Origin of the sequence: Flavobacterium sp. CG_9.1, assembly GCF_015751645.1 — a bacterium.
GTDB classification, from domain to species: domain Bacteria; phylum Bacteroidota; class Bacteroidia; order Flavobacteriales; family Flavobacteriaceae; genus Flavobacterium; species Flavobacterium xanthum.
The window spans coordinates 1-25732 of sequence record NZ_JADOVC010000021.1; the positions used below are offsets into that span (position 1 = coordinate 1).

Sequence of the window (25732 nt, forward strand, 5' to 3'; positions counted from 1 at the left end):
CTCTTCTTGTTCTTGACATAATTCTGCTAATTTAAGGTTTTTAATCCTATCTTAATTTAAAGCAAAAAATTGTACGTTTTTTGGGGAGCAGCATAACCTGTGAATTATATAATTTTTACATAAATTTATATAATAAATAATGCTATCAAATAGCTGAACTTTAGATAATTATAATTTATTAATTATTATTTAATGTTAAACCACGTAGCATTGAATAATCCAAGAAACTGATCATGATGACAACTAAAAAAAAATTGGGTATTTGGATGGATCATTCTTTTGCTCATTTAATGGAATTTACTTCCAAACATTTTGAAATTGAAACTATTGAATCAGAATTTGCATTAAAAGACAGTACTAGCCATTTGCTAAAGCCCGCAAAATTAATGAAGGACAAAGAAAAAAAACAACTATACGACTATTATAAAAAAATTGGAGAAACCATAAAAGATTACAAGAGGGTCATTCTCTTTGGTCCAACTGATGCGAAAATTGAACTCTTCGATCTCTTGAGTGAAGATGAGCGTTTTCTAAAAATTAAATTTGAAATTAAACACACAGATAAGATGACTGTGAATCAGCAGCACAATTTTGTCAAACAATATTTTTCTGGCGTTTAACACAGCAATCACTTGAAAAAAAAATAAAATAAATCGTACTCAATATGAAAACAAAAAGTATCGGAATCATCCTGATTATCATAGGAATAATAATGGTATTGTACAATAGCTTCAATTTCACAACCACTGAAAAAGTGGTGGATATAGGTCCAATAGAAATTAATAAAGAAGTAAATCATCCCATGGCCTGGTCACCAATAATTGGCATTGTGCTCGCCGTAGGAGGCGTTGTTTTATTAGTGACTGGCACTACCAAAAAAGCATAAAATTAAAAGAAGTTATCGCATGATTACGTGTGAATAATATAACATTTAAAAATATTTATATAACCCATTTTGCTTTCTGTTCAATTAATTTTGGAGGATAAAATAACTTAAAAATAATACCCATGCCAATTCAATTAAAATCAAATATTAAAAAATTGTTCTTAGCGGTAGCTGCTTTACTCTTGATAGTTTCATTTTCTTCTTGTGGAAAAAATGTGGCTTTTCAAAACTCATCTATAGTTCCTGCAGCAAAAGGAAATGTAAGCGTCAAAAAGGATAGTAATAAAAATTATTCTATTAAAGTAAAAATAACAAATTTAGCAGTAGTAACTAGATTACAGCCTTCAAAAAGTGTGTACGTAGTTTGGATGGAAACAGAAGAAGCGCTTGTTAAAAACATTGGGCAAATAAAAAGTGATAGTGGGTTTATGTCCTCAAAACTCAAAGCTAGTTTTGAAACTGTTACTTCATTTGAGCCTTCAAAAATATTTATTACCGCTGAGGATCAGCCAGATGTACAATATCCTGGAATGCAACTTATCCTGTCCACAAACAGATTTTAGTTTGATCTAGAATTTTATAACATAAGGGTTACTACTCTTTTTAAATCAAGGATGTGTTTTTGACCTATCAAAAAAGCAAAAAGAGTAGTACTCCTTTTTATTACCAGTAGTTCTAAGTTAAGATGCTATCTATGTTCGTTTAATTTATAATAGTTAAGGTCATGAATAAAGAAAAATCAATTGTAGTTTTAAATAATCTTATCGAAATCAATACGGAAAGAATTGAGATTTATAAAACAGCCAAAAAAGTAACGGTAGAGCATGATTTAAAAGATTTGTTCGCTGAATTCCAAGAAACTAGTGCCATTTTCAAATTAGAACTTGTAGAAGAAGTTCAAAAAATGGGAGGCGTTCCAGTGCATATTGTAAAAAGGAATAGTCTATTTTCAAGATTTTGGATTAATTTTAAATTAACTGTTGATGGAAAAGATAGAGAAGATATTTTGAACACTTTAGAATACAATGAATTTGTCACCATAAAAAGTTACAAAGACACGCTTTCTAACAATCTAGATTATCTTACTGCAGAACTGCACATTAGGCTTAAATCACAACAAATTATGCTGACAAAGCACCATGATAAAGTCAAAAAATTAGGTGATTTAATGTTGTCATAAAATGAAAATTGAATAATCGTTTTTGATTAGTCAATCTCTTTTTAAGCGATATTAATAAAAACTAATTGTAGTAGTTTTTCCTATTCTTTGGCGCAGTGAATTCTAAAATAGCAACTAATTTTAAGGCCGTTAGAGAGCGAGATTTATTATGAAATTTTTTAAAAGAAATCTGTTTTTTTTTATAAAATCCCCTCGCTTTGTTTATGGAATAACTTAAAATTATTGATTCTACCTGCACAAAGTATAGTAGTCCTCACTATTCTCAAAATAAGTTGCGATACAAGCACAAATAAATATGCACTGAAGAATTGTGTCAATTTTCATCCACTACCCTATCAAAAATTCTGCATAAAACTTTAATGTTGTAAAAAACCCAAAAAATAACAGAAACGATACATGAGTAATACACTAACGGCAAAAAAGGAAAGTATAATTAGCTATTTAAAAGAAACATTTAATGATGTAGGTAATGTTACATTATTTGCTTTGCGTTTTTTTAAAGAAGTAATTAAACCTCCTTATGAGATGAAGGAATTCATCAAACAGTGTTACGTGATAGGCTATAAATCATTGCCATTAGTAACCATTACCGGTTTTATAATGGGATTAGTGCTTACACTACAATCAAGACCTACTCTAGCTAAGTTTGGCGCTGAATCTTGGTTGCCAAGTATGGTGGCACTCTCGCTAATTAGAGAAATAGCGCCTGTAATAACCGCTTTGATTTGTGCCGGTAAAGTTTCCTCGGGTATTGGTGCTGAATTAGGATCCATGAAAGTAACAGAACAAATTGATGCCATGGAGGTTTCAGCTATCAACCCTTATAAATATTTAGTCGTTACCAGAATTTTGGCTACAACTTTGATGATTCCCTTATTAGTAATTTATGCAGATGGTATCGGTGTTATAGGCGGATATATTGGAATTAATATTCATAGCGACGTGAATTTTCATCGGTATTTAGCTCAAGTATTAGAATCAATTACCTTTTTAGATATTTTTCCGGCAACGATAAAAACTTTTTTCTTTGGTTTTTTTATTGGTATGATAGGATGTTATAAAGGTTTTAATGCTGCTAATGGAACAGAGAGTGTTGGTAAAGCGGCTAACTCTGCGGTGGTGACTGCTTCATTGACCATCTTTATTATAGACATGTTGGCCGTTCAAATAACCGATTTATTTTTCTAAAATGACACAAGAAAAAACAAACGTGGAACTTAACCCTCTTGCTACCGTGAACGATCCAGTAATAGAAATAAAAGAATTGTATAAATCCTTTGGTACAAATGAGGTTTTAAAAGGTGTTAATCTTACCGTGAAGAAAGGCGAAAACCTTGTTATTTTAGGAAAATCTGGCTCTGGAAAATCAATTACGATAAAATGTATCGTTGGATTGATGGGTATTGACAAAGGAGAAATCAAAGTGTTTGGATCTGACATTACGAAGATGGATAATTCGGAGCTTAACAAAATAAGAGTTCGAATTGGATTTTTATTTCAAAACGCTGCCTTGTATGATTCTATGAGTGTTCGGGAGAATCTTGGATTTACTTTAATGCGACATGCTAAAGATTTAACTGCAGAGGAAGTTGAAAATCAAATTAAGGAAATTCTAGAAAGTGTAGGTTTGAGTGAAGCCATTGATAAAATGCCCTCAGAATTATCTGGAGGGATGCGCAAAAGAATTGGTCTGGCAAGAACACTTATTTTAAAACCTGAAATTATATTGTACGATGAGCCTACAACGGGACTCGACACCATCACTTCAAGAGAAATTAGTGAATTGGTACTCGAAATTCAGAAAAAATATAAAACTTCATCTATCATAATAACCCATGATATGGCCTGTGCAAAACACACCAGCGACCGACTGATGATTTTAAAAGACGGTGTCATCCATGCCGAAGGAACTTATGATGAATTAGAAAAAAGTGATGATGAATGGGTTCGTTCTTTTTTCATATAACCAATAAAAATATAAAAATGATTAAAGAATCTGGATACCAATGGAAATTGGGAATGTTTGTAGTTATAGGCTTAGTCCTTTTTGTAGGGACCATTTATTTTGTTGGAAAACAAAAAAATCTTTTTGGGTCTACCTTTGAATTGTATTCAAAATTTAATTCTGTCAATGGATTAGAGGTTGGAAATAATGTCCGTCTGTCTGGAATTAATATTGGAACAGTAGAAGAAATTGAATTTCTAACCGATACCTCGGTAGTCATTACATTAGTCATAAAGGATGAGGTACGCAAATACATAAAAAAAGATGCTATTGCTAGTATCAGTTCTGATGGTTTGATGGGAGATAAAGTATTGATCATTTCCTCCGGTAAAAAATCGAATATTATTGTTGAGAATAATGATAATATAGCTTCCAAGCAAGCGATAGAAATGGATGACTTAATGGTCAGCGTTAAAAAAAGTGTTGATAATGCTGGTGTAATTACTGCTGAACTGGCTCAATTCAGTTCAAGTATGAACAATGGAAATGGTGCCTTATCTAGATTGGTTTCTGATGAGCAATTTGGAAACAGCATAAAAAATATGGTCTCTAATCTGGAGAACAGCTCTACCGAATTTAAGCGATTTACGGTAAACATGAATAACGGAAAAGGCGCATTATCCAAACTGGTAAGTGATGAAAGAATGGGAAAAGTTATTGATTCCTCATTAAGCAATGTTAAAACAGCTACCAAAGGATTAAATGAAGTTATTGAAGCTGCAAAACACAATTTTCTACTAAGAGGCTACTTCAATAAAAAGAAAAAAGAAGAAGAAAAAAAGCAAGATGAGATTTCAGACCTGGAAGAAGCTGAAATGAAAAAAGAATTAAAAATAGGAGCTGAAAATGATTCTCTAAAATAAATCCTATTGTATATTTTTAAGGATTTAAAAGGTTTGAAACAGGGAAAATTACAAAAATGATTACCTGATTATGCCTTCTTAATATTTAAATTGCTTATTCTAACAGTACTCAGACGTATTAAAATAATATATTATGAAAACAGAAAAAGAGCTTAACCAAGCAATTCTTGAAATAACCTTAAAAATACAAAATGAAAACCCCGAATTAAATAAATATTTGTCAGAGTTGCCGGTGACGATACCCGACATAAATAATCCACAAATAAATTGTAAAATACTTCAAGATTATTATGACTCATTAGAAAACATTCTTAAAAAATATAAGGAAGGCCATTAACCTTTCTTTTTTATCTAAACATACTCAAATGAGGAGGAGAAGAACGGTACCTTATTTAGATTTCTCTTACTGTTTTTCATGATGAAATTTACTTGACTATCCGCTACTTGTACCGTTTTTGTGTTAGCCGTGAATAGTCATTTTTTTTATAATCTGTGAATAAAACAAGTAATCCCTAAAGTTATGTAACTGAACCAGAAATTAAAAATACCAACTTTGTACCGTAAAAATTATTTTGCATGTAATACAGGAAAGATGGATTCAATAGAGCAAGAGGGAAATTGGGAAGAACAAAAAGAGAGACTGAAAGAGAAATTTGCCACTTTAACCAATAATAAATCTCTTTTTTCAGAAGCGAAAAAAGAGGAAATGTTAAATAAATACCAATCTAAGTTGGGAAAAACAAGAGATGAATTACTTAAGATATTCGAAAGTCTCTAAGCAAAATCAATCTTGCAGATTACTATCGCCCTATTCAATCCAAAATAAAAATTTTGTTAGACAAAAATAATTTTAGTATCTTTAATTATCTTAAACCGCTTACCTTAAGTGCTTTATGTTTTAAAATAAAAAAATACAAACAATTCAAAAAATAATATAAAATCTAAGATCATGAAAAAAACATTTTTAAATCTAGCCCTTACCACATTTATTGCCGCAACTGTGTTAGTTGGATGTCAGGACTCCACAAAAAAAGAAGCTGCTGCACAAGACAATGTAGAAAATGCAAGAGAAGATCTTGACGATGCTAAAGAAGAATTGTCAGACGCGAGAAGAGCAGCGACGGAACAAGAATGGCAAGCCTTTAAAGAAAGCACAAACGCTACCATTGCACAAAATGAAATTCGTATTGCTGAAATGAAAGCAGATTTGAAAAAAAGAGGCAAATCGATTGATGAAGCCTATGCAAAAAAAATTGAAGATTTAGAAGAAAAAAATAGAGAGATTAAAACCAAAGTCGAAATGTACAAAAACGACACTAGTAGTGACTGGAAATCATTTAAAGAAGAGTACAACCGCGATATGGATGAACTAGGTCAAGCATTCAAAAACTTGACTGTTGACAATAAATAGAAAGTCAAAAAGGCAAGTGTAACAACTTGCCTTTTTTATACAATGAATTGATTGATAGCGATTTTGAAAAATATAAACTTGAATTTATAACCTGCAAAGTGTGAATAATATAAATTTTATCAAAAGTAATGTAACAACTTACTTACACAAGATGTGGATATTTGTAGTATACACAAACAATAAAAAAATATACAATGAAAAATTCAAAAAATTTAATTTTCGCTTCAGCAGTTTTAGGTCTAATGTCTTTCACAGGGATGCAAGCTCAGGAAAAAATAGCCTCTTATGGTTTCAAAGGTGGACTTAACTTTTCCAACCTTTACACAGATACTGTTGACGATAATAATGTACTTACTGGTTTCAATGCAGGACTTTATGCTAAGTTCCCTATTACAAACAGCATCGCTATTCAGCCAGAGATTAATTACACTACAAAAGGTGCTGAATTAGTGTATAACAATGCACTTATTCAAGGTACAGCGAAATTCAATGTGAACTATATCGAAGTCCCTGTATTATTAGTAGCTAATATCACTGAAAATTTCAATGTACATGTTGGTCCTTATGCTGCTTACATGGTTAGCGGAAAAACAACCAATGATTCCAATTTTTCTTCTTCTCAAAGAGAATTAGACACGAATGATTTTAACAAGTTTGATGCTGGTATTTCTGGAGGTGTTGGAATTGATTTGGACGCAGTAAACTTTGGAGTTCGTTACAACTATGGACTTACAAAAATAGGAAAAGATGATTCCTCAAGTAACTTTATTTCATCTGATGCAAAAAACAGCGTATTAAACGTTTATGTAGGATTGAGACTAAACTAATATATACTAATCACTAAAAACTAGAAATCATGAGTAACCTTCTTTACACCATCGCAGTAATTTTAGTAATATTCTGGGCAATTGGATTCTTTGCTTATAGCGCAGGATCTATTATTCACATTCTTCTTGTTATTGCAGTAATTGCAATATTATTTAGACTAATATCAGGCAGAAAAGTATAGGGCAACGCAACAAATTATCATCTAATCATTAAAATAAAAAAACATGGGAAATCTTCTTTATACAATAGCAGTAATTTTAGTAATCTTTTGGGCAATTGGCTTTTTCGCATTCAGCCTGGGATCTATTATTCATGTTTTACTTGTCATTGCTGTAATCGCAATACTTTTCAGACTGATATCAGGTAGAAGTATTTAATCAAATTAAAAATTAAAAATAATAATAAAATAAGTAATTATGAAAGCAGATAAAATATTATTAGGAGTTTTAGGCGGAGTAGCTGTTGGAGCATTATTAGGAGTATTGTTTGCCCCTGAAAAAGGAGACAAAACTAGAAGAAAAATCATGGACAAAAGCAATGATTATGCTGACGAATTGAAAGATAAACTTGATACATTGTTAGGAACAATCACTAATAAATATGAGAAAATCTGGCAAGAAGGGGAAGCTTTAGTATCAGAAGGAAAATCAAAATTTTATGATGCTAAAAGTGATGGTGAAGCTTTGCTTGCTGAAGGAAAATCAAAATTTCAAGATGCAAAAAATGATATGAAAAATACAAATATCTAATCAGATATTAAAATTTCTCTATTTAGTACACTAAAAATTTCATTATGGAAAACAACGCATCAACAATAGAAATGCTTTTTGAAAGAGCGGAAGATTATACCAGAACAACAGTAGAACTGGCTAAACTAAATGCAGTTGACAAGACTGCTGATGTGATGTCATCTTTATTATCTCGATTAACCGTTTCTATTGTTTTTGTACTGTTTGCCTTCCTTGCAAACATTGGTTTATCCTTATGGATTGGTGAATTACTTGGAAAAGTATATTATGGTTTTTTTATAGTATCCAGCGTTTATCTCCTAGTTGCAATTGTTCTTTACCTCTTCAAAGATCAATGGCTTAAAATGCCAATCAGTAATTTTATTATTGTTAAAATGCTTAAAAAAAGTTAATATGAAAAAGCCAAACGAGACAGCAACTCTTAAAGAAGCGATTGCATTACTGAAACTAAAACAAGCCGAGGATTTATTACAACTGAAAGATCAGTATTATTATACTTATGAAAGTTTAAAACCTGTAAATTTGATTAAAAAGGCTTTTGGTCAAATGGCCACTACATCTGAATTTAAAGGTAACATACTAAGCAATGTCATCGGAATAACTACAGGTTACTTAACTAAAAAAGTTTTATTAGGATCCACTCACAATCCAATAAAAAGAATTTTAGGAACACTATTGCAATTTGTAATCACAAATGTGGTCACCAAACATTCTGAAAAAGTAAAAGAAAACGAATTACAAAACAGTTAATTTCCTTTTACAGGCAGTAAATATTAAGGCAATTTAATTTTTGTTTTTACAATTAATCTTTCGCACTCGCATTTCAAATTCAGTACTTTTGCACTACATTTGAAAGTTTTTTCGTTTATAAACTTTAATTTGAAAGTCGGATGCTCAAAAGAATCAATACTATAGACTCAGAAATTAAAAACGATTTATTTGTTATTCCAAATAACGAAAAAATAAATGTAGCTGTAGAATTAATTCTCGCTAATGAAAAACTTGTATTTCAAATTCAAGAACAAAAAAAACGGGACTCAGAATTAATTGTTATCACTAATCAACTTGCTTTTCAAAACCAAGAAAAACAGAAACTTTCAGCAAAACTTATTATTGCTGAAAAAGAAATAGGCCATCAAAACAAAGAAAAAGAAAAACGGGCCTCAGAACTGCTGATAGCAAACAAAGAACTCGCTTTCCAAAATCTAGAAAAAGAAAAGCGTGCAACCGAATTAATTATTGCTAATAAAAAGCTTATATTTCAAAACCAAGAAAAAGAAAAACGAGCAGCAGAACTAATTTTAGCTAACAAAAATCTTGTATTTCAAAACCAAGAAAAAGAAAAACGAGCAGCAGAATTAATTATTGCTAATAAAGAACTTGCTTTTCAAAATCAAGAAAAAGAAAAACGAGCGGCAGAACTGATTATTGCCAACAAAAATCTTGAATTCCAAAATCAAGAAAAAGAAAAGCGTGCCATACAACTTTTGAATGCTATTTCTGAACTCAATATCGCTGAAGAATATCAAAAAGAATACATAATAGGTTTAGAAAAACTCATGTTTATGACTTCGCATAAACTGAGACAGCCAGTGACTAACATTCTAGGAATATCCTTCTTACTCGACCAGTCGTCTAATTCTAAACAAGAAATTAAAGATTATTTAGAATATATAAAGCAGTCTGCCATAACACTTGATACCTTTACTACAGAACTAACCTTTTTTATTCACACATTAAAACAAAAGGAAAAAAATTGAGTGTAGCTAATGGTTCAATTTTTTTCTAACCATTTTAAAATCAAGAACGCACTTATTGCTATTTTTCCCTTTCACCTTTGGTTAATAAAAAAAATGGTGTTCAGTACTGTTGTTTTTAAACACGCTCTAGATTGTAGTTAATACGACGTTTATCGGTTTCAGATAGCGTTAAAACTATGCTCTTTACTGCATCTCGCTTTAACTTCTAAAAAACTTTTTATCACCGGAAATTGGCAGATGATAAAATTTTGAAATTTGCAAATCCGTGGCAAAAATTACTGCTTCAAACCATCCATCTTGTAATATACTAAATCAAAACACTATGGACTTTCATTCTAAAATGATTTATTTTAGAAACTAATTGTAAAATAGTTGTAGCAACCACAAGTGTTGCATGTATTTTTAGATATTTTTTTTTGTACTAACTTCTTTATTAAAAATCATGAAAATAACATTCTGTTAACACATTAAAAAAAAATCAAATTACTGATTTCAAATATATTACTAAAAATTTTAACAAATAAAATAAGTGAATCTTACAACTAATAATTTTAATAGTATAAGACTTTTAGTTGTTAACAAACTGACCTTTGGAGAACAAAATTCATAATCCCCTAAATTAATAAAAAATGAAAACAAAAAATTTACTATTCACATTTGCAATACTACTTATTGCATTAATTTCTGGATGCGCAAGCGATGATTTCCAGGAAACGATTGGTGTATGTCCAATTGTAGAATCGACAAGTCCAATATCTAATGCAGTAGGAGTATCAGTAGATAAAGTTATTACAGTAACTTTTAATACAGAGATGGATCCAGCAACAATTACCCAAAGTTCAATTACTTTAACAGGTACAAATTCTGTTGCAGGAACGGTAACCTATTCAGGTAAAACAGCTTCATTTACACCCTCTTCGCCCCTTTTAGAAAACACCACCTACACGGGAAGAGTAAAAACTTTAGTAAAAGACGTGATGGGTAATGCTTTACAAACAGATTACGTTTGGGCTTTTACTACTGGTTTGATTTTAAGACCTATTGTAATTAGCACAGATCCAATCAACAACGCAACTGACGTAGCCTTGAACAAAATAATCACAGCTACTTTCAGCATGCCAATGAATCCTTCAACATTAAATGGTACTAGTTATACAGTAAAACAAGGAGCAAATCCCGTAGCTGGAACTATCGCTTATACTGGATCAATGGTTTCTTTTACACCCACTAACCCATTACAGGCAAACACTACCTACACGGTAACAATTACAACTGATGCTAAAAATACACTTGGTACAGCTTTAGGAGCCAATTATGTATGGACTTTTAAAACAGGAGTTAACCCTATCGTAACTGCAACTGATCCGGTGAATAACGCAACTGGAGTTAATCTATTAAAAACAGTAACGGCAGATTTTAACATACCAATGGATCCTTCAAGTATAAATGCTACAACTTTTACTTTACGACAAGGTACAACATCAATCGCCGGTATCGTTTCTTACTCAGGATTAACTGCTTCTTTTGATCCTACAGCATCATTACAACCGGGATTGGTTTATACGGCCACAATAACAACAAATGCTAAAAGCACCATAGGAATTCCATTAGCTAATAATTATGTTTGGAATTTTACCACTACAGTAAATCCTCCAGTAGTAGTTCAGCCTTCTCAAGTAAATCTTGGATCAGCTGCAATGTTTGGTGCTTTTGGTGGAAACGCTGGAATAACAAATCAGGGGTTAAATACTGTGATTAACGGTAGTATTGGAACTACAGCTGCCTCAACTTTAGTAACAGGATTTCATGACGCTACAGCCATATATACAGAAACTCCTTTAAATGTAGGAGATGTGAAAGGTAAAATATACACTGCTCCACCTGCTCCAGGTACACAAACATCATTTGATATAGCTAAACAAGGATTACTTGATGCAAATGCAGCTTACCTAAGTATTTCTCCCGCTTCAAAACCAGGAGGAACTGATCCAGGCGCAGGTGAACTAGGAGGATTGACATTAGCCCCAGGAGTTTATAAATCAGCTAGTGGTACTTTCAAAATTAGCAATGGTAACCTTACTTTGGACGCTCAAGGAGATCCTAATGCAACTTGGATTTTTCAAACAGCATCTGGACTTACAGTAGGAATAGCAGGACCAAACGGTGCAAAAAGTGTTATAATGAAAAATGGAGCTTTACCTAAAAATGTATTCTGGTATGTGGGTACTGCGGCAACTATCAATGGCGCTGGAGGAGGAATTATGGTAGGAACAATAATCTCTAATGCAGGAGTCACATTCTCAACTGCAGGAAATGCTGCGCAAACAGTACTTAATGGAAGAGCAATCTCTTTAGTAGCCTCTGTAACAATGGTAAATACAACTATAAACGTTCCAAATAATTAAGTTAAAGTAATTGTACATCCCGCTTACGGGCGGGATTTATTCGATATAACGCAATAAAAATAAAAAATATGAACAATATAACTCATTTAAAAAAGGGATCTCGCCAAGCTTGGTCACCAAATAACTTACCAATCAAGAGTCTTTTAGTAGCCTCATTGACCTGGTTAAGTGTTCAAACTCCCGTATTGGCACAGCAAGCACAAGAGGTAAAGTACGCTAAACCTTCTTGGTTCTTTGGCGTTGCTGGTGGAGCTAATTTTAACTTTTACCGTGGTTCTACTAATCAGTTAAGTGCGAGTTTTACACCTCCTGCAACATTTCATGATGGTGATGGTGTGGGACTATTTATTGCCCCTCTTTTAGAATATCGCCCTGCTGACTCTAGATGGGGAGTAATGCTACAAGCAGGTTATGATAGCCGTAAAGGTGCTTTTGACCAAGTACGAACCGCTTGTGATTGTCCTGCTGACTTATCTACGGATCTTAGTTACCTTACTGTTGAACCAAGCGTACGTTTTGCTCCATTTAAATCTAATTTCTATCTTTATGGAGGTCCTCGTTTGGCTTTCAACCTAGATAAATCATTTACCTATGAATTAGGTGTAAATCCAGCATTTCCAAATCAAGCAGCTACTCCAGCAGTTTCGGGCGAGTTTAGTGAAATTGAAGAAACTATTTTATCAATGCAAATTGGTGCAGGATATGATATTCCATTATCTTCAGATAGCAATAAGACACAATTTGTATTGTCCCCTTTTGTTTCTTTCCAACCTTATTTTGGTCAAAATCCTCGTGCAACAGAAACTTGGAATATTACAACCATCAGAGCCGGTGTCGCACTTAAATTTGGACAAGGAAAAAACATTCAAGAAGCAACTGACATGGTTCAAGATCGTGAAGTTTCTTTTTCTGTAAATTCTCCTAGTAATGTTCCTGGAGAAAACAGAATGACTGAAATTTTCCCACTAAGAAACTACGTTTTCTTTGATGAAGATTCGAATGAAATTCCAAACCGTTATGTTTTATTAACGAAAAATCAGGTGAAAGACTTTAAAGAAGATCAATTGGAAGTATTTGCTCCAAAAAACTTATCTGACCGTTCTAAGCGTCAAATGACCGTATATTACAATGTATTGAACATCCTAGGGGATCGCATGCAAAAAAATCCTTCAGCTACTATTTCGTTAGTGGGTTCTTCTAACAAAGGAAATGCGGATGGACTTGCAATGGCTGAATCGGTTAAAACGTATTTGGTTAATGTATTTGCCATCAATGCTTCTAGAATTGCAACCAAAGGTCAAGAAAAGCCAAATATCCCTTCTGAGCAACCAGGTGCAACACTAGAATTAGTATTGTTACGTGAAGGAGATCGCAGAGTTTCTATCGAGAGCAGCTCTCCTGATTTATTAATGGAATTTCAAAGTGGTACTGATGCACAATTGAAACCAGTACAGATTGTTGCATCACAAGAAGCACCTATGGAAAGCTATGTAACCTTTAATAATAAAGGAGCTGGAGAAGCATTATCTTCTTGGTCATTGCAAATGACGGACGAGCAAGGTAAAGTACAGTCTTTTGGACCGTACATGGAGGATGAAGTTAAGATTTCAGGAAAATCAATTTTAGGTAGTCGTCCAGAAGGAGATTACAAAGTAAAAATGATTGGCCAAACCAAAAGTGGTAAAATTATAGAAAAAGAAACACCAATACATGTGGTGCTTTGGACTCCTGCAAAAACAATTGAAGGAATGAGATACAGTATTCTTTATGAATTCAATAAAGCAGTAGCCATTACAATGTATGAAAAATACCTTGCTGATATTGTAACTCCTAAAATTCCTGTTGGTGCAAAAGTGATGATTCACGGACATACTGATATTATTGGTGGTGAAGCATACAACCTTAATTTATCTGCCTCACGTGCAAATGATGTAAAGATGATTATCGAAAAAGCTTTAGCAAAATCAGGAAGAAACGATGTTCAATTTGAAGTTAACGGATTTGGAGAAGATGAAAATAAATCTCCTTTTGAAAATAAAACTCCAGAGGAACGTTTTTATAATCGTACCGTAATTATTGACATTATTCCTGCTACTAGATAATACTGTTACAGGGAGAATAAACTTTTATAAATGCACAAAAAGGATAGAAACTTAAAAGTCTATCCTTTTTTTTTGGTCTCCATTGAAATCATAAAGTCAGTACAATCCTTTTATCATGAACTAATTTCAACCACAGTATTTCCTTTTATAAATAATAACGGAACTTCGTTTCTGTCAATTTAGATTTGAAACATTAAATTTGCTCAAAAAAATTTAGTATTTTTACTATTCACTTTATTTAAAAGGATGTCTTCAAACGAGAAAACCATTATCAAATTCTATACTGCTTTTGCAAATGCTGATGCAGTGACAATGTGTGAATGTTACGATTCAAACATTCAATTTCGGGATCCTGCATTCGGTTTATTAAAAGGACATGACGTATTCCAAATGTGGAAGATGCTTATTGAGAAAGGCAAAGGAACAATAAAAATTGAATTCTCAAATGTAAAAGCCAACGAATACACAGGCACTGCCCGCTGGATTGCCACCTATAATTTCAGCAAAAACAATAGAAAAGTGATCAATCGCATTCAGTCGCAATTTCAATTTAAAGACGGTTTAATTATAAAACACACGGATGATTTTGACATCTGGAAGTGGTCCAAGCAGGCTTTTGGATTTACAGGACAGCTTTTGGGTTGGACTGGATTTTTTCATAAAAAAATTCAACAACAAGCATTGGCATCATTACAAAAGTATAAAGAAACTAAACATGCTAACTAATACTTTAAAAGTCCTTTTCAAAAAGCTTAAAATTAAAATTGAATCATACAAAACGAAAGTACGATTTGGGAAATCCAAAAAGGAATTACTAATTCCGATGGCAATATTTGTTCGCATTTACTAGGAAACTTAACAACTTATAGTGCCGCTGAGATAGGAAAACAGACTATATCAGAAATCGAGCAATTGACTCTTCCCTTAAAGATAATTCAAGGCCAATATTGTTAACAAAAATAGCACAAACTCAAGTTGCAGTAGAAAATGCGTTGGATAGTCTAGGACAACAGGATTTGAAAATAGAATTTCCACTTGTAGTATTTAAGAAAAAACAACTACTGAATATATGCTAATTCATTTGACCACGCACCTCGCCTATCATTTGGGTCAAATCAATTACCATAAGCGATTAGTAGAATCTTAAAAAATTATTTAGTGCTGGAACGAAGAATATGATTTAACAACTATTACATACTTTGGTTATGATAAAATCTTCTAAAACTCCGGGTCCATTTCTAACCAGCAGAAACTATACTGTTTTCGAAATACTCCAGTTTATAGTACTGGCTTCTTTAGTTTTATATTTTGGTAAAACACTTTTCATTCCTTTAAGTTTTTCATTACTCATGAGTTTTATTCTCTATCCTATCTGTAAATGGATGCAAGGAAAAGGACTTGGTAAAGGAATAGCCATATTTATTTCGATTTTAGTAGTAACGCTTTTGGCAGGGGCCGTGCTTTATTTATTATTTGCACAGTTCACAGAATTTCTAAAGGAATGGCAATCTTTAAGAGTTAAATTAGCAGAAACAATAAAGGAATTAAGTCTGTTACTTTCGGAACGATTTAATATTAGTCTAGAAAAACAATCCGACTTTATTGGTAATATGCTCAGTAATTCGGGTTCACAGGTATTTTCAATCCTACGAAGCACTGCTTATTCCGTTTCTGAATCTGTATTTTTTTTATTGATGATTCCTATTTTCTCCGCGTTACTATTGTACCACAGACAATTGTTGTCCAATGCTTTGTACCAACTTTTTCCTGCGGAGCAAAAAAATACCATTCATGAAATTTTGATCGAAACTATTCATGAATATTATAATTTCATCAAAGGAATGCTATTGGTCTATTTAATAGTAGGATTGTTAAACAGTATTGGGCTATGGATTATCGGGGTGCCAAATCCTTTCCTTTTTGGATTTATTGCTTCTATCCTCACTTTTATACCGTACGTAGGAATCATGATATCGGCCCTGTTACCCATTGCCGTTTCTTGGATAACTTACAATTCGGTTTGGTATCCTTTAGCTGTAATTGTAGTTTTTTCAATTGTGCAATTACTCGAAGCCTACATTATATTTCCTTTTGCAGTGGGAAGCCGTTTAAAAATAAACACACTTGTTATTATAATTGTGGTAATAGTAGGCGGTATTTTATGGGGCGCTGCAGGAATGATACTGTTTATTCCATTCACAAGCATCATAAAATTAATTGCAGACCGCACGCCCAGCCTAAAGACATTATCAGTATTACTGGGAGATGGACAATTAGGGAAACTGTCTGAACAGCCTATTTCAAAAGATTAAAATCAAACGCCCACTCTACTTCTTTTTTATACCACAATTGTCCTTCAGAAACTGTTAATGGACAATCAAAATTATTCGTATAAAGTCCGCCAGTTCCTAACCCTTGTGGCATTGTATTTTGCTGTAAAAACGTCCATTGTGCAATGGCGTTAAGTCCAATATTACTCTCTAATGCTGAGGTAATCCACCATCCTATTTTATGCTTTTCAGCCAATGAAATCCATTCTTGTGTGCCTCGAAAACCACCTACAAAACTTGGCTTCAAAATGATGTATTGCGGCTTAATTTTTTCTAACAATTGCTCTTTTTCAGCCAAAGCAAATACACCGATCAACTCTTCGTCTAAAGCAATAGGAAAAGGAGTGATTTTACACAACTCTGCCATCCTGTCAGTGTGGTTTTTTTGTATCGGTTGCTCGATGCTATGTAATTTAAATTCAGCTAGTTGTATTAATTTATATAAAGCCATTTCTGAACTAAAAGCACCGTTAGCATCAACCCGAATTTCGACTTGTTCCGGAGTAAAATGTTCTCGTATAAACCGTAATAATTGTAGTTCTTTATCGAAATCTATCGCTCCTATTTTGAGTTTTACACACGTGAATCCTTCTGCTAATTTCTCCTCGATTTGTTGCTTCATAAACGACTCCTCGCCCATCCAAACCAAACCGTTAATCACCATTGATTTTGACCCGTTTGTAAACTCCGAAGGAAAGAGTAAAAAAGGAGTATCACTCTCCAAAGATTGGAACGCCATTTCAACTCCAAACTGTATCGAAGGAAACTCCAATAACGCTTCCCAAAGTTGTTCTTTTCCTAGATGAATATTGTCGCAAGTCCGTTGTAATTTTTCTTCATAATCCGGTCGATCATCAATACTCAATCCGCGTAGGATGCCACACTCGCCTATTCCTTTTTTTCCGTCCTTTTCTAAGACAATAAACCAAGTTTCTTTTTCGGTCATCACGCCCCGAGAAGTACCTGATGGACGCTTGAAATTGAGAATGTATTTATGGTAGGTTGCTTTCAAAATAGTTTAGGTTATCCGTTTTGGGTTATCTGTTTTCTGTTATCCGTTTTCGGTTATGCGTTTTCGGTTATCTGTTTTCGGTTATCCGTTTTGGGTTATTAGTTTTCGGTTATCCGTTTTAGGTTATCCGTTTTGGGTTATCCGTTTTGGGTTTTCTGTTTTCGGTTTTCCGTTTTGGGTTTTCTTTTATTGGTATAGAATGCAAAAATAAAAACTACAGCTTGCGACTTTTAGGTCTACGATTATCAATTAATATTCAAAACTAAGGGTGCTAACACAATACTTTTAATTAATCAGCCTCAAAACTCGCTCAAAATCTTTACTTTGAATTCCCACTTTTTTGAAGTTCTCAAAATCTTGCTTCATTTTTTGTGTCCAGCTCAAGCTATCTGTTACGTTTTGTGCTTGGTATTCTTTGTAAATTGCTTTTGCCAAAGTATAATTATCATTTAATAAATAAGCATGGGCTAAATTTAATTGTATCAATAATTCGGTTTCGTCTTGCTTCTCGCCTTCTTTCAGGAATTTAATCGCTTTGCCGTATTGCTTAGTCAAAAGATAATTATTTCCAATGGCATTGTAATCTAAAGCCGTTGCTTTTCCATCATTGATAACTGTTGCTAGTTTGATGATAGCTTCACCGAACTTTCCTTGCTTAGCTAATCCAGCGGCTTGTTTGCGCAAATCGTTGTAAACGGTAGTAGAAAGATTGCTTTCGCCAAAACAGCTGTTTCCAAAATCCTTAAAGGCTTTCGCACGCTCCATAGGCAACAATTTTTGGAATTCCTTAAATTTATAACTGGCTTGGATTTTATCCAGAATACAAACGCAGAAATCATCAGAATTGCTCATTTTTTGAGCCAAATTAGAGGTTTTACACTGATCAATGATTGCTTTTCTGTTTTCAACAGTCCAGCCGCGACTGAGTTTGTTATCCACCCACGGCACCACTTCGAGAATGATTTTTTGATTCATGATCCAGTTCTTGCTTTCGAAACCAAACCATAAATTTCCACTATTCAATTTCATACAAGCTGATTTGTCTGCAGAAAGTAAATTAGCATCTTTACTAACGGGTGTATCTTGAACCAAACACGCATCGTCTGTTTTTCCGTTTTCTTTGTATTTTGTAGCTAAGTCCGCACTAGAGAAAACAGCATACTTGCATTTGTCCTCTCCTGAGATTTTAGACAAAATAAAAACGGCTCCTGCCGAACCTTGACTAATTCCTGTAGGGTCTGGGATGGCTTTTAAAACGGAAACCAAACTACCCGCCATTTGCTGGTTTTTATCCAAAAGTGTTATTCTGAAAACAACTTCGGTGGTTCCTTCTGGAAAATCTTGGGTTTTTAAAATTATTCGGTCTCTGGCAGAAACTGTAATTTCTTCAGTTGTAGCGCGGGTTTTATCCCAATAACCGTCTTTTTGTGAAAAACTTGTCTGAAAAGCGAGTGCAATTACTAGCAGAAAAATTCCTTTTATACTATTCATATTCTTGATTAACGTAATTTCATAGCCCTGATAGCAGCGGTATCCTTTCCTTGTCTCCTCTAGTCTCTTGAGACGAGAGGAGACAAGGAAAGATACAAGCGAATAGCAGGAAGTAGCTCCAAATACAACTAAGGTCGAAGACTAGCTTGTTTTATAATTCGATTGAACTCCCTATTTCCAATAACATCAAATCTTTTCCTTTGTTAAAAAATTTACGAATCGATTCCTCGTGATTTATTTCGATATAACCGAAAGTGTCATAATGATACCCCAAAATTTTATCACACTCCAAGAAATCGGAAGCAATAATGGCATCTTCAACATCCATCGTAAAATTATCGCCTATTGGCAGAATCGCCAAGTCCAGTTTAGTACGCATCGGAATGAGTTTCATGTCCATAGTCAGCGCCGTATCACCAGCAATGTAGATGTTTTTATGCTCGCCTTCAATGACAAAACCACCCGGATTTCCGCCGTAACTGCCATCAGGAAAAGAACTAGAATGAATGGCATTTACAAATTTTAATTTTCCAAAATCGAAATTCCAACTCCCACCGTGGTTCATGGGATGCGACTGAAAACCTTTAGCAGCATAATAACCCGCAATTTCCGCATTAGAAACAATTACGGCGTTGGTTCTTTTTGCAATGGCCTCAACATCCAGAATATGGTCGCCGTGCGCATGCGTTAAAAGAATATAATCCGCTTTTAATGTCTCCAGGTCAACATGTGCCGCTTTGGGATTAGCAGAAATATAAGGATCTACAAGAAGATGTTTGCCACCCACTGCTATTCCTAAAGATGCATGGCCATAAAATGTTATTTTCATATTTTTTTATTTAAAATCAAATCCCCAATGCTTGCTGCGATTCGGGATTCGAAACTGGATGTATACTTGTTGTAAAAATTATTTTTTTGAATGATTTTTAAAATTGAAACTAGGCTCAACGTTATCTTCCGCCCATCAATGTATTAACAATCAAATCCGAAAAAAAGAAAATCATGCACAAAGCGAGCAATACCGAAAGTGCAAAAGTACTCAATGCTAGTTTTTTTAATTCGGGATCTAATTCCTTAGGAATTTGATTCTTATAAACAGTAATCAAATGTTTAGTTAGAGGGATATAAGCCAGTAAAAACAGATATTGATCAAAGTAAAAATCATCAAGAATAGCAAAAACAATAATTAAAACCATAGCTGTTACAATCAGACTGTAATGGTATATTTTAGCTTTAGCACCACCAATTTTTACAACAATGGTATTTTTATTTGATTTTCTATCAGATGCTTCGTCTCGCATATTATTCAAATTCAAAACACCAACACTCAATAACCCAATAGCAACAGCAGCTAACACCAACAATGAATCCAATTGTTTTGAGTATAAAAAATTCACTCCTAAAGTACTCACCAATCCGAAAAATACAAATACAAAGAGGTCTCCAAATCCTCGATACCCGTAGGCTGTATTTCCAACTGTGTAGCGAATAGCAGATATTATGGAAAGAATTCCCAAAACCAAATAAAATAGCGAAAACCATAAGTTGGTATCGGTAAAAGCATAATAAATCAGCAACATCGCTGACAGTAACGTCAATCCAGATGTAATTATAATCGCGCGTTTCATAGCTTGTGGAGTAATCACACCGCTTTGGATTGCCCGTTTTGGACCTACACGATCTTCATTATCTGTTCCTTTCATGCCGTCACCGTAATCATTGGCAAAATTAGATAGTATTTGCAATCCTAATGTGGTCAATATAGCAAAGCCAAACAATCGCCAGTTAAAAACTTCTGTTGGTGTTAAAATACTATCTGTTGGGTGTGCCAAAGCATACATACTTCCAACTATTATTCCAGAAACCGATAAAGGTAATGTGCGTAAACGTGCTGCTTCAATCCAATGTTTCATATTTTTTTATTTAAAAATTTAAAGTCTACAACTTAAGATTTGTTGTGCAAACAACTTTAAACCTTAAACTTTAAACTATTTTATTTTACATCCAATTGCTATCAGAAGTTTCAATTTCGTACAACCAGCGGTTTACCTGTTGTTTAATTATTGAATAATTCCCTAGCTGAAAAGCAATCGTGCCTCCTGCAGTATGCAGTGTTATAGAACCTATATTTAGCCTTTTGTGCCAGAAAAGTTGCGAAGTAGAAATCGCTTGAATTTTGCTAGGTTCAATAATAGCATCGCTTACGTCCCAAGCGCCACTTTGTTTTATTATAAAATTCTCATTTATGAATAATCGGTTATTTATAAATTTAAAGTACTGGATCAGCCCAACAAAAAGGACACCAATAGGAACCAAATAACTATATTCAAATACAGATGGAACAAGCCAATGCCCAATTAACATAAAAACAAACAAAGGTAATCCAATTGTAAGGAAAACGGAAAAAATAAGTTTACGAAAATTAGGCTTGAGCATTAATCCTTTTTCAGGTATTTTATGAAACAATAGCTTTAAAACAGCGTCACGTTCCAACTCGCTGCAACCAGGGATTTCTATCGCTGATTTTCTTTCTTCATTTTCTCCACTAGTGGCTTGTTTGATTTTTAGTTCAAGAATGCCCATTTTCTTTTGGAAAAAATTTCTGGTAACAGTCGTTATCTGAACTTTTTCAGGTTTAATAATAGTGCTTTTTGTGTTCAAAAGTCCAAAAGACAATAACAAAGAGCCTTTCTGTCTGGCTATGTTATAATCATAATACTTAAACACAGTCCGAATCACATTCAAAACCAAAACTGCAACAAACAAGACAATTACGCCTAGTAAAATGGTTTGTGATACTAAGTTCTGATCTATAAAAGTTCCTACTTTCTCTTTATAAATGGTATTCTCGTCTCCAAAATTTTGAAAATTCTCATAAATTGTACTAAAGAAAATGATAAGTAAAGCGACGGTTTTTTGATAATTAGAAGTAATTCCAACTTTTAGCAAACTCAAAAAACTAATTTTTATAAAAGGATGCGCTACTTCAAAGAGTTTTTGTTCTGTTTCCTCCAATGATATAGCTTCATTTTTGCTAATGCTTTTTTGCCCATCATTTTCTAACAAACGAGATTTTAAATCCAAAGCCAATTGATGCGAAATGGCTTTAATAACCCCTTCCTTCTTGTTGGTTCCAGCAGTATCCACGTCCAATTCATATACACCAATCAGCTTTTGAATAAAAGACTGATTAATATTTACTTGCTGGATTTTATGCAGCTGAATTGCAGTTTTGGTTTTATTAAAAACACCTTCTCTAATAACAAATTCTTGGTTTTCTGAATCTAATAAAAAAGTGAAATTCATATATTTCAAATAAGAAACAATTCCAATACTTGCGAATAGAAGGAGCATTCCCACAACTAAATACACTTTGTTAATTTCATCAAATTTAAAAGCCCAAATTAAGATAATGGGCCATAAAGCTCTGCCATATTGCTGAAGCGTGTAAAAAAACATAACCCAAATCCCAACTATGGATTGCCTTTGTGGTTGACTAAAATCGGATCCCATTACAATTGCTTTTGTATTTTACCCATCAACAATTGTTTGATATTTTCGGCTTGTTCTTTTTCGATTCCCGGAATTTCAATATCACTAGAACTTCCTCCAGCAGTGAAAATTTCAATCTTGGCAAGACCAAAATATCGTGATACTAATCCTTCATGTAATGCCACATGTTGTACTCTATTATAAGGAATTACGATTGTGTTAGTCGCAATGACCCCATGTCGGAATAAAACATCATGATTTCTAAAAGCAAATCCTTTTTTCTTAAATCCTATAATAGAAAAGACAATTATCAAAGTTGAAATAATAGGAAGCAAAATACCTAAAATCATCCAAATTCTTCCCGAAAATAATTCCGGTTTCAAGACAGAAACTAGTGAAGGAACTAAAATAAGTATGCTAATGACGATCAATAAATTAATCAATACCACTTTAAAATATTTAGGATGTAAACCCGTAAAAGCAACTTCTTCAAACTTTGGAAGATGGTTGGTATCGATTGTATCGTTTGTAAAATTTTCCATTTATAAAGTTTAGTTTTAAGCATACCGAGTAAAAGTTTAAAGTTCCTTTTCAAAAACAACTTTAAACATTAAACTTTCTATTCCTTGTTTTGCGACTGAACACTAACCCCGAAGTCTCGAGACTGAACACTGATTACTAAATTATGGCAACCATTTTTTCTCAAAATTCGGCTTTCTTTTTTCAAGGAATGCATTTCTACCCTCTTTCGCCTCTTCAGTCATATAAGCTAACCGAGTGGCTTCACCAGCAAATACTTGCTGTCCCACCATTCCATCGTCAGTAAGATTCATAGCAAATTTCAACATTTTAATGGCCATTGGCGATTTTTGCAAAATTTCCTGGGCCCATTCAAAGGCGGTATCTTCTAATTCATCATGCGGAATAACAGCATTTACCATTCCCATATCCATTGCGTCTTGTGCAGAATAATTACGTCCCAAAAAGAAAATTTCGCGTGCTTTTTTCTGCCCGACCATTTTAGCCAAATAAGCCGATCCGTATCCACCGTCAAAACTAGTTACATCAGCATCTGTTTGTTTGAAAATCGCATGTTCTTTACTCGCCAAAGTCAAATCGCACACCACATGTAAACTGTGACCGCCGCCTACAGCCCATCCTGGTACTACAGCGATAACTACTTTTGGCATGAATCGGATTAAACGCTGAACTTCTAAGATGTTCAAACGATGTTGTCCATCATCACCCACATATCCTTGATGACCGCGTGCGTTTTGATCGCCACCGCTGCAAAAAGAATAGATACCATCTTTAGACGATGGTCCTTCAGCAGACAATAAAACGACACCAATGGAGGTGTCCTCTTGTGCATCATAAAAGGCATTGTAGAGTTCTGCAGTAGTTTTTGGACGGAAGGCATTGCGCACATCCGGCCTGTTGAAAGCGATTCTGGCAACGCCATTGCATTTTTTATAAGTGATATCTTCGTATTCTTTAGCAGTGATCCAATCCATTGTCAATGATTTAAATTATTTCAGTGTAAAAATAAATCATTTTTTACATTTTATCTATTCTATTTACATAAGCTTATGGTAATCCTTCTCTGATGAAAGGTTTCAAGATGTTAAAAAACAGTAAATAAAAAGCATTTTAACAGAGCCTCATTCAAATTATTTTTAAATTTAGGATAAGCTAATCAGACGAATACACACTATTCACCTTGATTAATTATTGATTCTTCACTGATTTATTAACCTAAAAAAAGAATGTATTGAATGCAATTAAAAATGTTGTCACTCCTTTTTCTACGGTAATAACTTATTATAAAAGTATAAAAGCCCTGTTAAACGAGTTAATGATACAACCATTTGCCCCAACAGTAAAAAATAAAAAGTAACACCTACGGTTAAATTAAAGATTTGTTTTTCTTGTCCTTGCGAAAGTGAGACATTAATAAAAATTATTTAGAAAATCATCTTCCAATATATATAAAACCAAAGGCTTATCGTGAACTTATTTCTTAACTCTTACGCAAGTTTTTGTACATTTAAAAGACAAACAACTCTTTAAAGTACTTTGCGCTTAAACTACTATTTTAAAAATAGTATCTTGAATACTATTGGTTTACAGGCGGATAAAGCGACTTTAAACTTAAATTTATTTTAATGATGTTAGAATTTAATATTCTAAAACAGCATTAAAAAGAGAAAGACTAACCGTTTCCGATTAGTCTTTCTTTTTTTTATTCCTTAACCAAGTAAATTCCGTCTTCCTTGATTTCTATTAATTTCTCTCGATACAAAGCACCAATTGCTTTTTTGAAGGTTTTTTTACTCATCTTCAAAACCGTTTTGATATCCTCAGGATGTGAATTATCAGTCAAACGCAAAAACCCTCTACTCGCTCTTAACTCATCCAGAATTTTATCGGCATTTGGCTCAATACTTTCGTAGCCTTGGATTTGTAACGCTACATCTATTTTGTTATCGGGACGTATCGTTTTTATATAGCCTCTTATACGGTCTCCTGTACGAATTGCATCATCGTACACTTCATCTTTGTACATCAAACCTTTGTACTTTTCGTTGATGATAACGTTAATTCCTAATTCAGTAATATGGGAAACTATCAAATCTACTTCTTCCCCTTTTTCAACCGTTAGGTTATCATTTTTCAAAAACTGATTCAATTTACTGGAAGCCACCAAACGATTGGTTTTTTCATCCATATAAAGATACACCAAGTAGCGTTTCCCTTTTTCCATGGGACGCGCCTGCTCTTTAAACGGAACCAAAATATCCTTTTCCATTCCCCAATCCATAAAAGCGCCTATTTGATTGGTATAATTCACACGCAAAAGTGCAAATTCATTCAATAATATATAAGGCTCTAATGTCGTGGCAACGGGTCTTTCTTCATGGTCTAAATACACAAAAACAATCAACTCCTCGCCTATTTCAAATTCGTTTGGAACGTATTTGTTAGGCAACAGAATGTCATGAATTCCTTCTGGATCTTGTTCTGGATTTCCTAGAAACAAACCCACTTTGGTATCGCGTAATATGGTAAGCGTATTGTATTTTCCTATTTCAATCATTTTCTTTCAATTTCTAAAGCGCAAAGGTACGAAGTTTGAAAATAGTAAATTAAGAAACGGTCCACAAAAAAACAAAGCCCAAATTCGACGGTTATTTTCTTTTTTAGGAGCAGAATTTTCC

General features: G+C 33.5%; 29 protein-coding genes. 21 read left to right on the plus strand and 8 right to left on the minus strand.

Translation table 11 applies throughout. The features are described from left to right. The first annotated feature begins 233 nt into the window (after window positions 1–233). From IWX83_RS11735 to IWX83_RS11835, 21 genes are all read left to right on the plus strand, one after another. Window positions 234–620, plus strand: coding sequence for a hypothetical protein (locus IWX83_RS11735; protein WP_231379971.1), 387 nt, complete (start codon window positions 234–236; stop codon window positions 618–620). A gap of 44 nt (window positions 621–664) precedes the next feature. Further along, window positions 665–886, plus strand: coding sequence for a hypothetical protein (locus tag IWX83_RS11740; protein ID WP_073354103.1), 222 nt, complete (start codon window positions 665–667; stop codon window positions 884–886). 122 nt (window positions 887–1008) lie between these two features. Continuing rightward, on the plus strand, window positions 1009–1449 hold the full coding sequence (locus IWX83_RS11745; protein WP_196829850.1) for a hypothetical protein: 441 nt from the start codon (window positions 1009–1011) through the stop codon (window positions 1447–1449). Between the two features lie 161 nt (window positions 1450–1610). Continuing rightward, entirely contained in the window at window positions 1611–2066 is a 456-nt protein-coding gene (locus IWX83_RS11750) for a PA2169 family four-helix-bundle protein (protein WP_196829852.1), read from the plus strand. Between the two features lie 429 nt (window positions 2067–2495). Further along, window positions 2496–3254 (plus strand): ABC transporter permease, encoded by a 759-nt coding sequence (locus IWX83_RS11755; protein WP_196829950.1) that lies wholly within the window; start codon window positions 2496–2498, stop codon window positions 3252–3254. 1 nt (window position 3255) lies between these two features. Next, on the plus strand, window positions 3256–4032 hold the full coding sequence (locus IWX83_RS11760; protein ID WP_196829854.1) for an ABC transporter ATP-binding protein: 777 nt from the start codon (window positions 3256–3258) through the stop codon (window positions 4030–4032). A gap of 17 nt (window positions 4033–4049) precedes the next feature. After that, entirely contained in the window at window positions 4050–4934 is an 885-nt protein-coding gene (locus IWX83_RS11765) for an MlaD family protein (protein WP_196829856.1), read from the plus strand. Window positions 4935–5067: 133 nt separating this feature from the next. Further along, window positions 5068–5271: a hypothetical protein gene (locus tag IWX83_RS11770; protein WP_196829857.1), complete on the plus strand. Its 204-nt coding sequence runs from the start codon at window positions 5068–5070 to the stop codon at window positions 5269–5271. 255 nt (window positions 5272–5526) lie between these two features. Further along, on the plus strand, window positions 5527–5712 hold the full coding sequence (locus IWX83_RS11775) for a CsbD family protein (protein WP_196829859.1): 186 nt from the start codon (window positions 5527–5529) through the stop codon (window positions 5710–5712). A gap of 171 nt (window positions 5713–5883) precedes the next feature. Next, a complete protein-coding gene (locus tag IWX83_RS11780) occupies window positions 5884–6345 on the plus strand; it encodes a hypothetical protein (protein WP_196829861.1) in 462 nt (153 codons plus the stop codon). A 194-nt stretch (window positions 6346–6539) separates the two neighbouring features. After that, entirely contained in the window at window positions 6540–7172 is a 633-nt protein-coding gene (locus IWX83_RS11785) for a porin family protein (RefSeq protein WP_231379974.1), read from the plus strand. A gap of 29 nt (window positions 7173–7201) precedes the next feature. Then, a complete protein-coding gene (locus IWX83_RS11790) occupies window positions 7202–7354 on the plus strand; it encodes a lmo0937 family membrane protein (RefSeq protein ID WP_139259470.1) in 153 nt (50 codons plus the stop codon). A 43-nt stretch (window positions 7355–7397) separates the two neighbouring features. Further along, complete coding sequence (locus IWX83_RS11795) at window positions 7398–7550, plus strand: lmo0937 family membrane protein (protein WP_139171392.1); 153 nt, start codon at window positions 7398–7400, stop codon at window positions 7548–7550. A gap of 39 nt (window positions 7551–7589) precedes the next feature. Further along, window positions 7590–7922: a YtxH domain-containing protein gene (locus tag IWX83_RS11800; RefSeq protein ID WP_196829863.1), complete on the plus strand. Its 333-nt coding sequence runs from the start codon at window positions 7590–7592 to the stop codon at window positions 7920–7922. Between the two features lie 44 nt (window positions 7923–7966). Then, entirely contained in the window at window positions 7967–8314 is a 348-nt protein-coding gene (locus IWX83_RS11805) for a hypothetical protein (RefSeq protein WP_196829865.1), read from the plus strand. 1 nt (window position 8315) lies between these two features. After that, complete coding sequence (locus tag IWX83_RS11810) at window positions 8316–8672, plus strand: hypothetical protein (RefSeq protein ID WP_196829866.1); 357 nt, start codon at window positions 8316–8318, stop codon at window positions 8670–8672. A gap of 140 nt (window positions 8673–8812) precedes the next feature. Further along, window positions 8813–9682: a diguanylate cyclase gene (locus IWX83_RS11815; RefSeq protein WP_231379976.1), complete on the plus strand. Its 870-nt coding sequence runs from the start codon at window positions 8813–8815 to the stop codon at window positions 9680–9682. A 629-nt stretch (window positions 9683–10311) separates the two neighbouring features. Beyond that, a complete protein-coding gene (locus IWX83_RS11820) occupies window positions 10312–12087 on the plus strand; it encodes an Ig-like domain-containing protein (protein WP_073354085.1) in 1776 nt (591 codons plus the stop codon). A 68-nt stretch (window positions 12088–12155) separates the two neighbouring features. After that, window positions 12156–14189, plus strand: a complete 2034-nt coding sequence (locus IWX83_RS11825; RefSeq protein WP_196829868.1) for an OmpA family protein — start codon at window positions 12156–12158, stop codon at window positions 14187–14189. 246 nt (window positions 14190–14435) lie between these two features. Beyond that, complete coding sequence (locus tag IWX83_RS11830; protein ID WP_196829870.1) at window positions 14436–14915, plus strand: nuclear transport factor 2 family protein; 480 nt, start codon at window positions 14436–14438, stop codon at window positions 14913–14915. 479 nt (window positions 14916–15394) lie between these two features. Next, window positions 15395–16501 (plus strand): AI-2E family transporter, encoded by a 1107-nt coding sequence (locus tag IWX83_RS11835; protein ID WP_196829871.1) that lies wholly within the window; start codon window positions 15395–15397, stop codon window positions 16499–16501. Here the strand turns inward: IWX83_RS11835 and IWX83_RS11840 are convergent. From IWX83_RS11840 to IWX83_RS11875, 8 genes are all read right to left on the minus strand, one after another. After that, window positions 16485–17531: an o-succinylbenzoate synthase gene (locus IWX83_RS11840; RefSeq protein ID WP_196829873.1), complete on the minus strand. Its 1047-nt coding sequence runs from the start codon at window positions 17529–17531 to the stop codon at window positions 16485–16487. The two genes, IWX83_RS11835 and IWX83_RS11840, sit on opposite strands and share 17 nt — an antisense overlap. A 285-nt stretch (window positions 17532–17816) precedes the next feature. After that, window positions 17817–19022 (minus strand): M48 family metallopeptidase, encoded by a 1206-nt coding sequence (locus tag IWX83_RS11845; RefSeq protein ID WP_196829875.1) that lies wholly within the window; start codon window positions 19020–19022, stop codon window positions 17817–17819. A 151-nt stretch (window positions 19023–19173) separates the two neighbouring features. Beyond that, window positions 19174–19851 (minus strand): metal-dependent hydrolase, encoded by a 678-nt coding sequence (locus IWX83_RS11850; protein WP_196829876.1) that lies wholly within the window; start codon window positions 19849–19851, stop codon window positions 19174–19176. 121 nt (window positions 19852–19972) lie between these two features. After that, window positions 19973–20935, minus strand: coding sequence for a 1,4-dihydroxy-2-naphthoate octaprenyltransferase (gene menA / locus IWX83_RS11855; RefSeq protein WP_196829878.1), 963 nt, complete (start codon window positions 20933–20935; stop codon window positions 19973–19975). Window positions 20936–21020: 85 nt separating this feature from the next. Then, window positions 21021–22535 carry a PH domain-containing protein gene (locus IWX83_RS11860; RefSeq protein ID WP_196829880.1) on the minus strand — a complete coding sequence of 505 codons (1515 nt, stop codon included), beginning with the start codon at window positions 22533–22535 and terminating at the stop codon, window positions 21021–21023. After that, window positions 22535–23056, minus strand: coding sequence for a PH domain-containing protein (locus IWX83_RS11865; RefSeq protein ID WP_196829882.1), 522 nt, complete (start codon window positions 23054–23056; stop codon window positions 22535–22537). The genes IWX83_RS11860 and IWX83_RS11865 overlap by 1 nt, the downstream gene beginning before the upstream one ends. A 141-nt stretch (window positions 23057–23197) precedes the next feature. Beyond that, the gene (locus IWX83_RS11870) at window positions 23198–24028 is read right to left on the minus strand and encodes a 1,4-dihydroxy-2-naphthoyl-CoA synthase (RefSeq protein ID WP_196829883.1); all 831 of its coding nucleotides are present in this window, start codon (window positions 24026–24028) and stop codon (window positions 23198–23200) included. 728 nt (window positions 24029–24756) lie between these two features. Continuing rightward, window positions 24757–25611 carry a S1 RNA-binding domain-containing protein gene (locus tag IWX83_RS11875; protein ID WP_196829885.1) on the minus strand — a complete coding sequence of 285 codons (855 nt, stop codon included), beginning with the start codon at window positions 25609–25611 and terminating at the stop codon, window positions 24757–24759. Window positions 25612–25732: the final 121 nt, after the last annotated feature.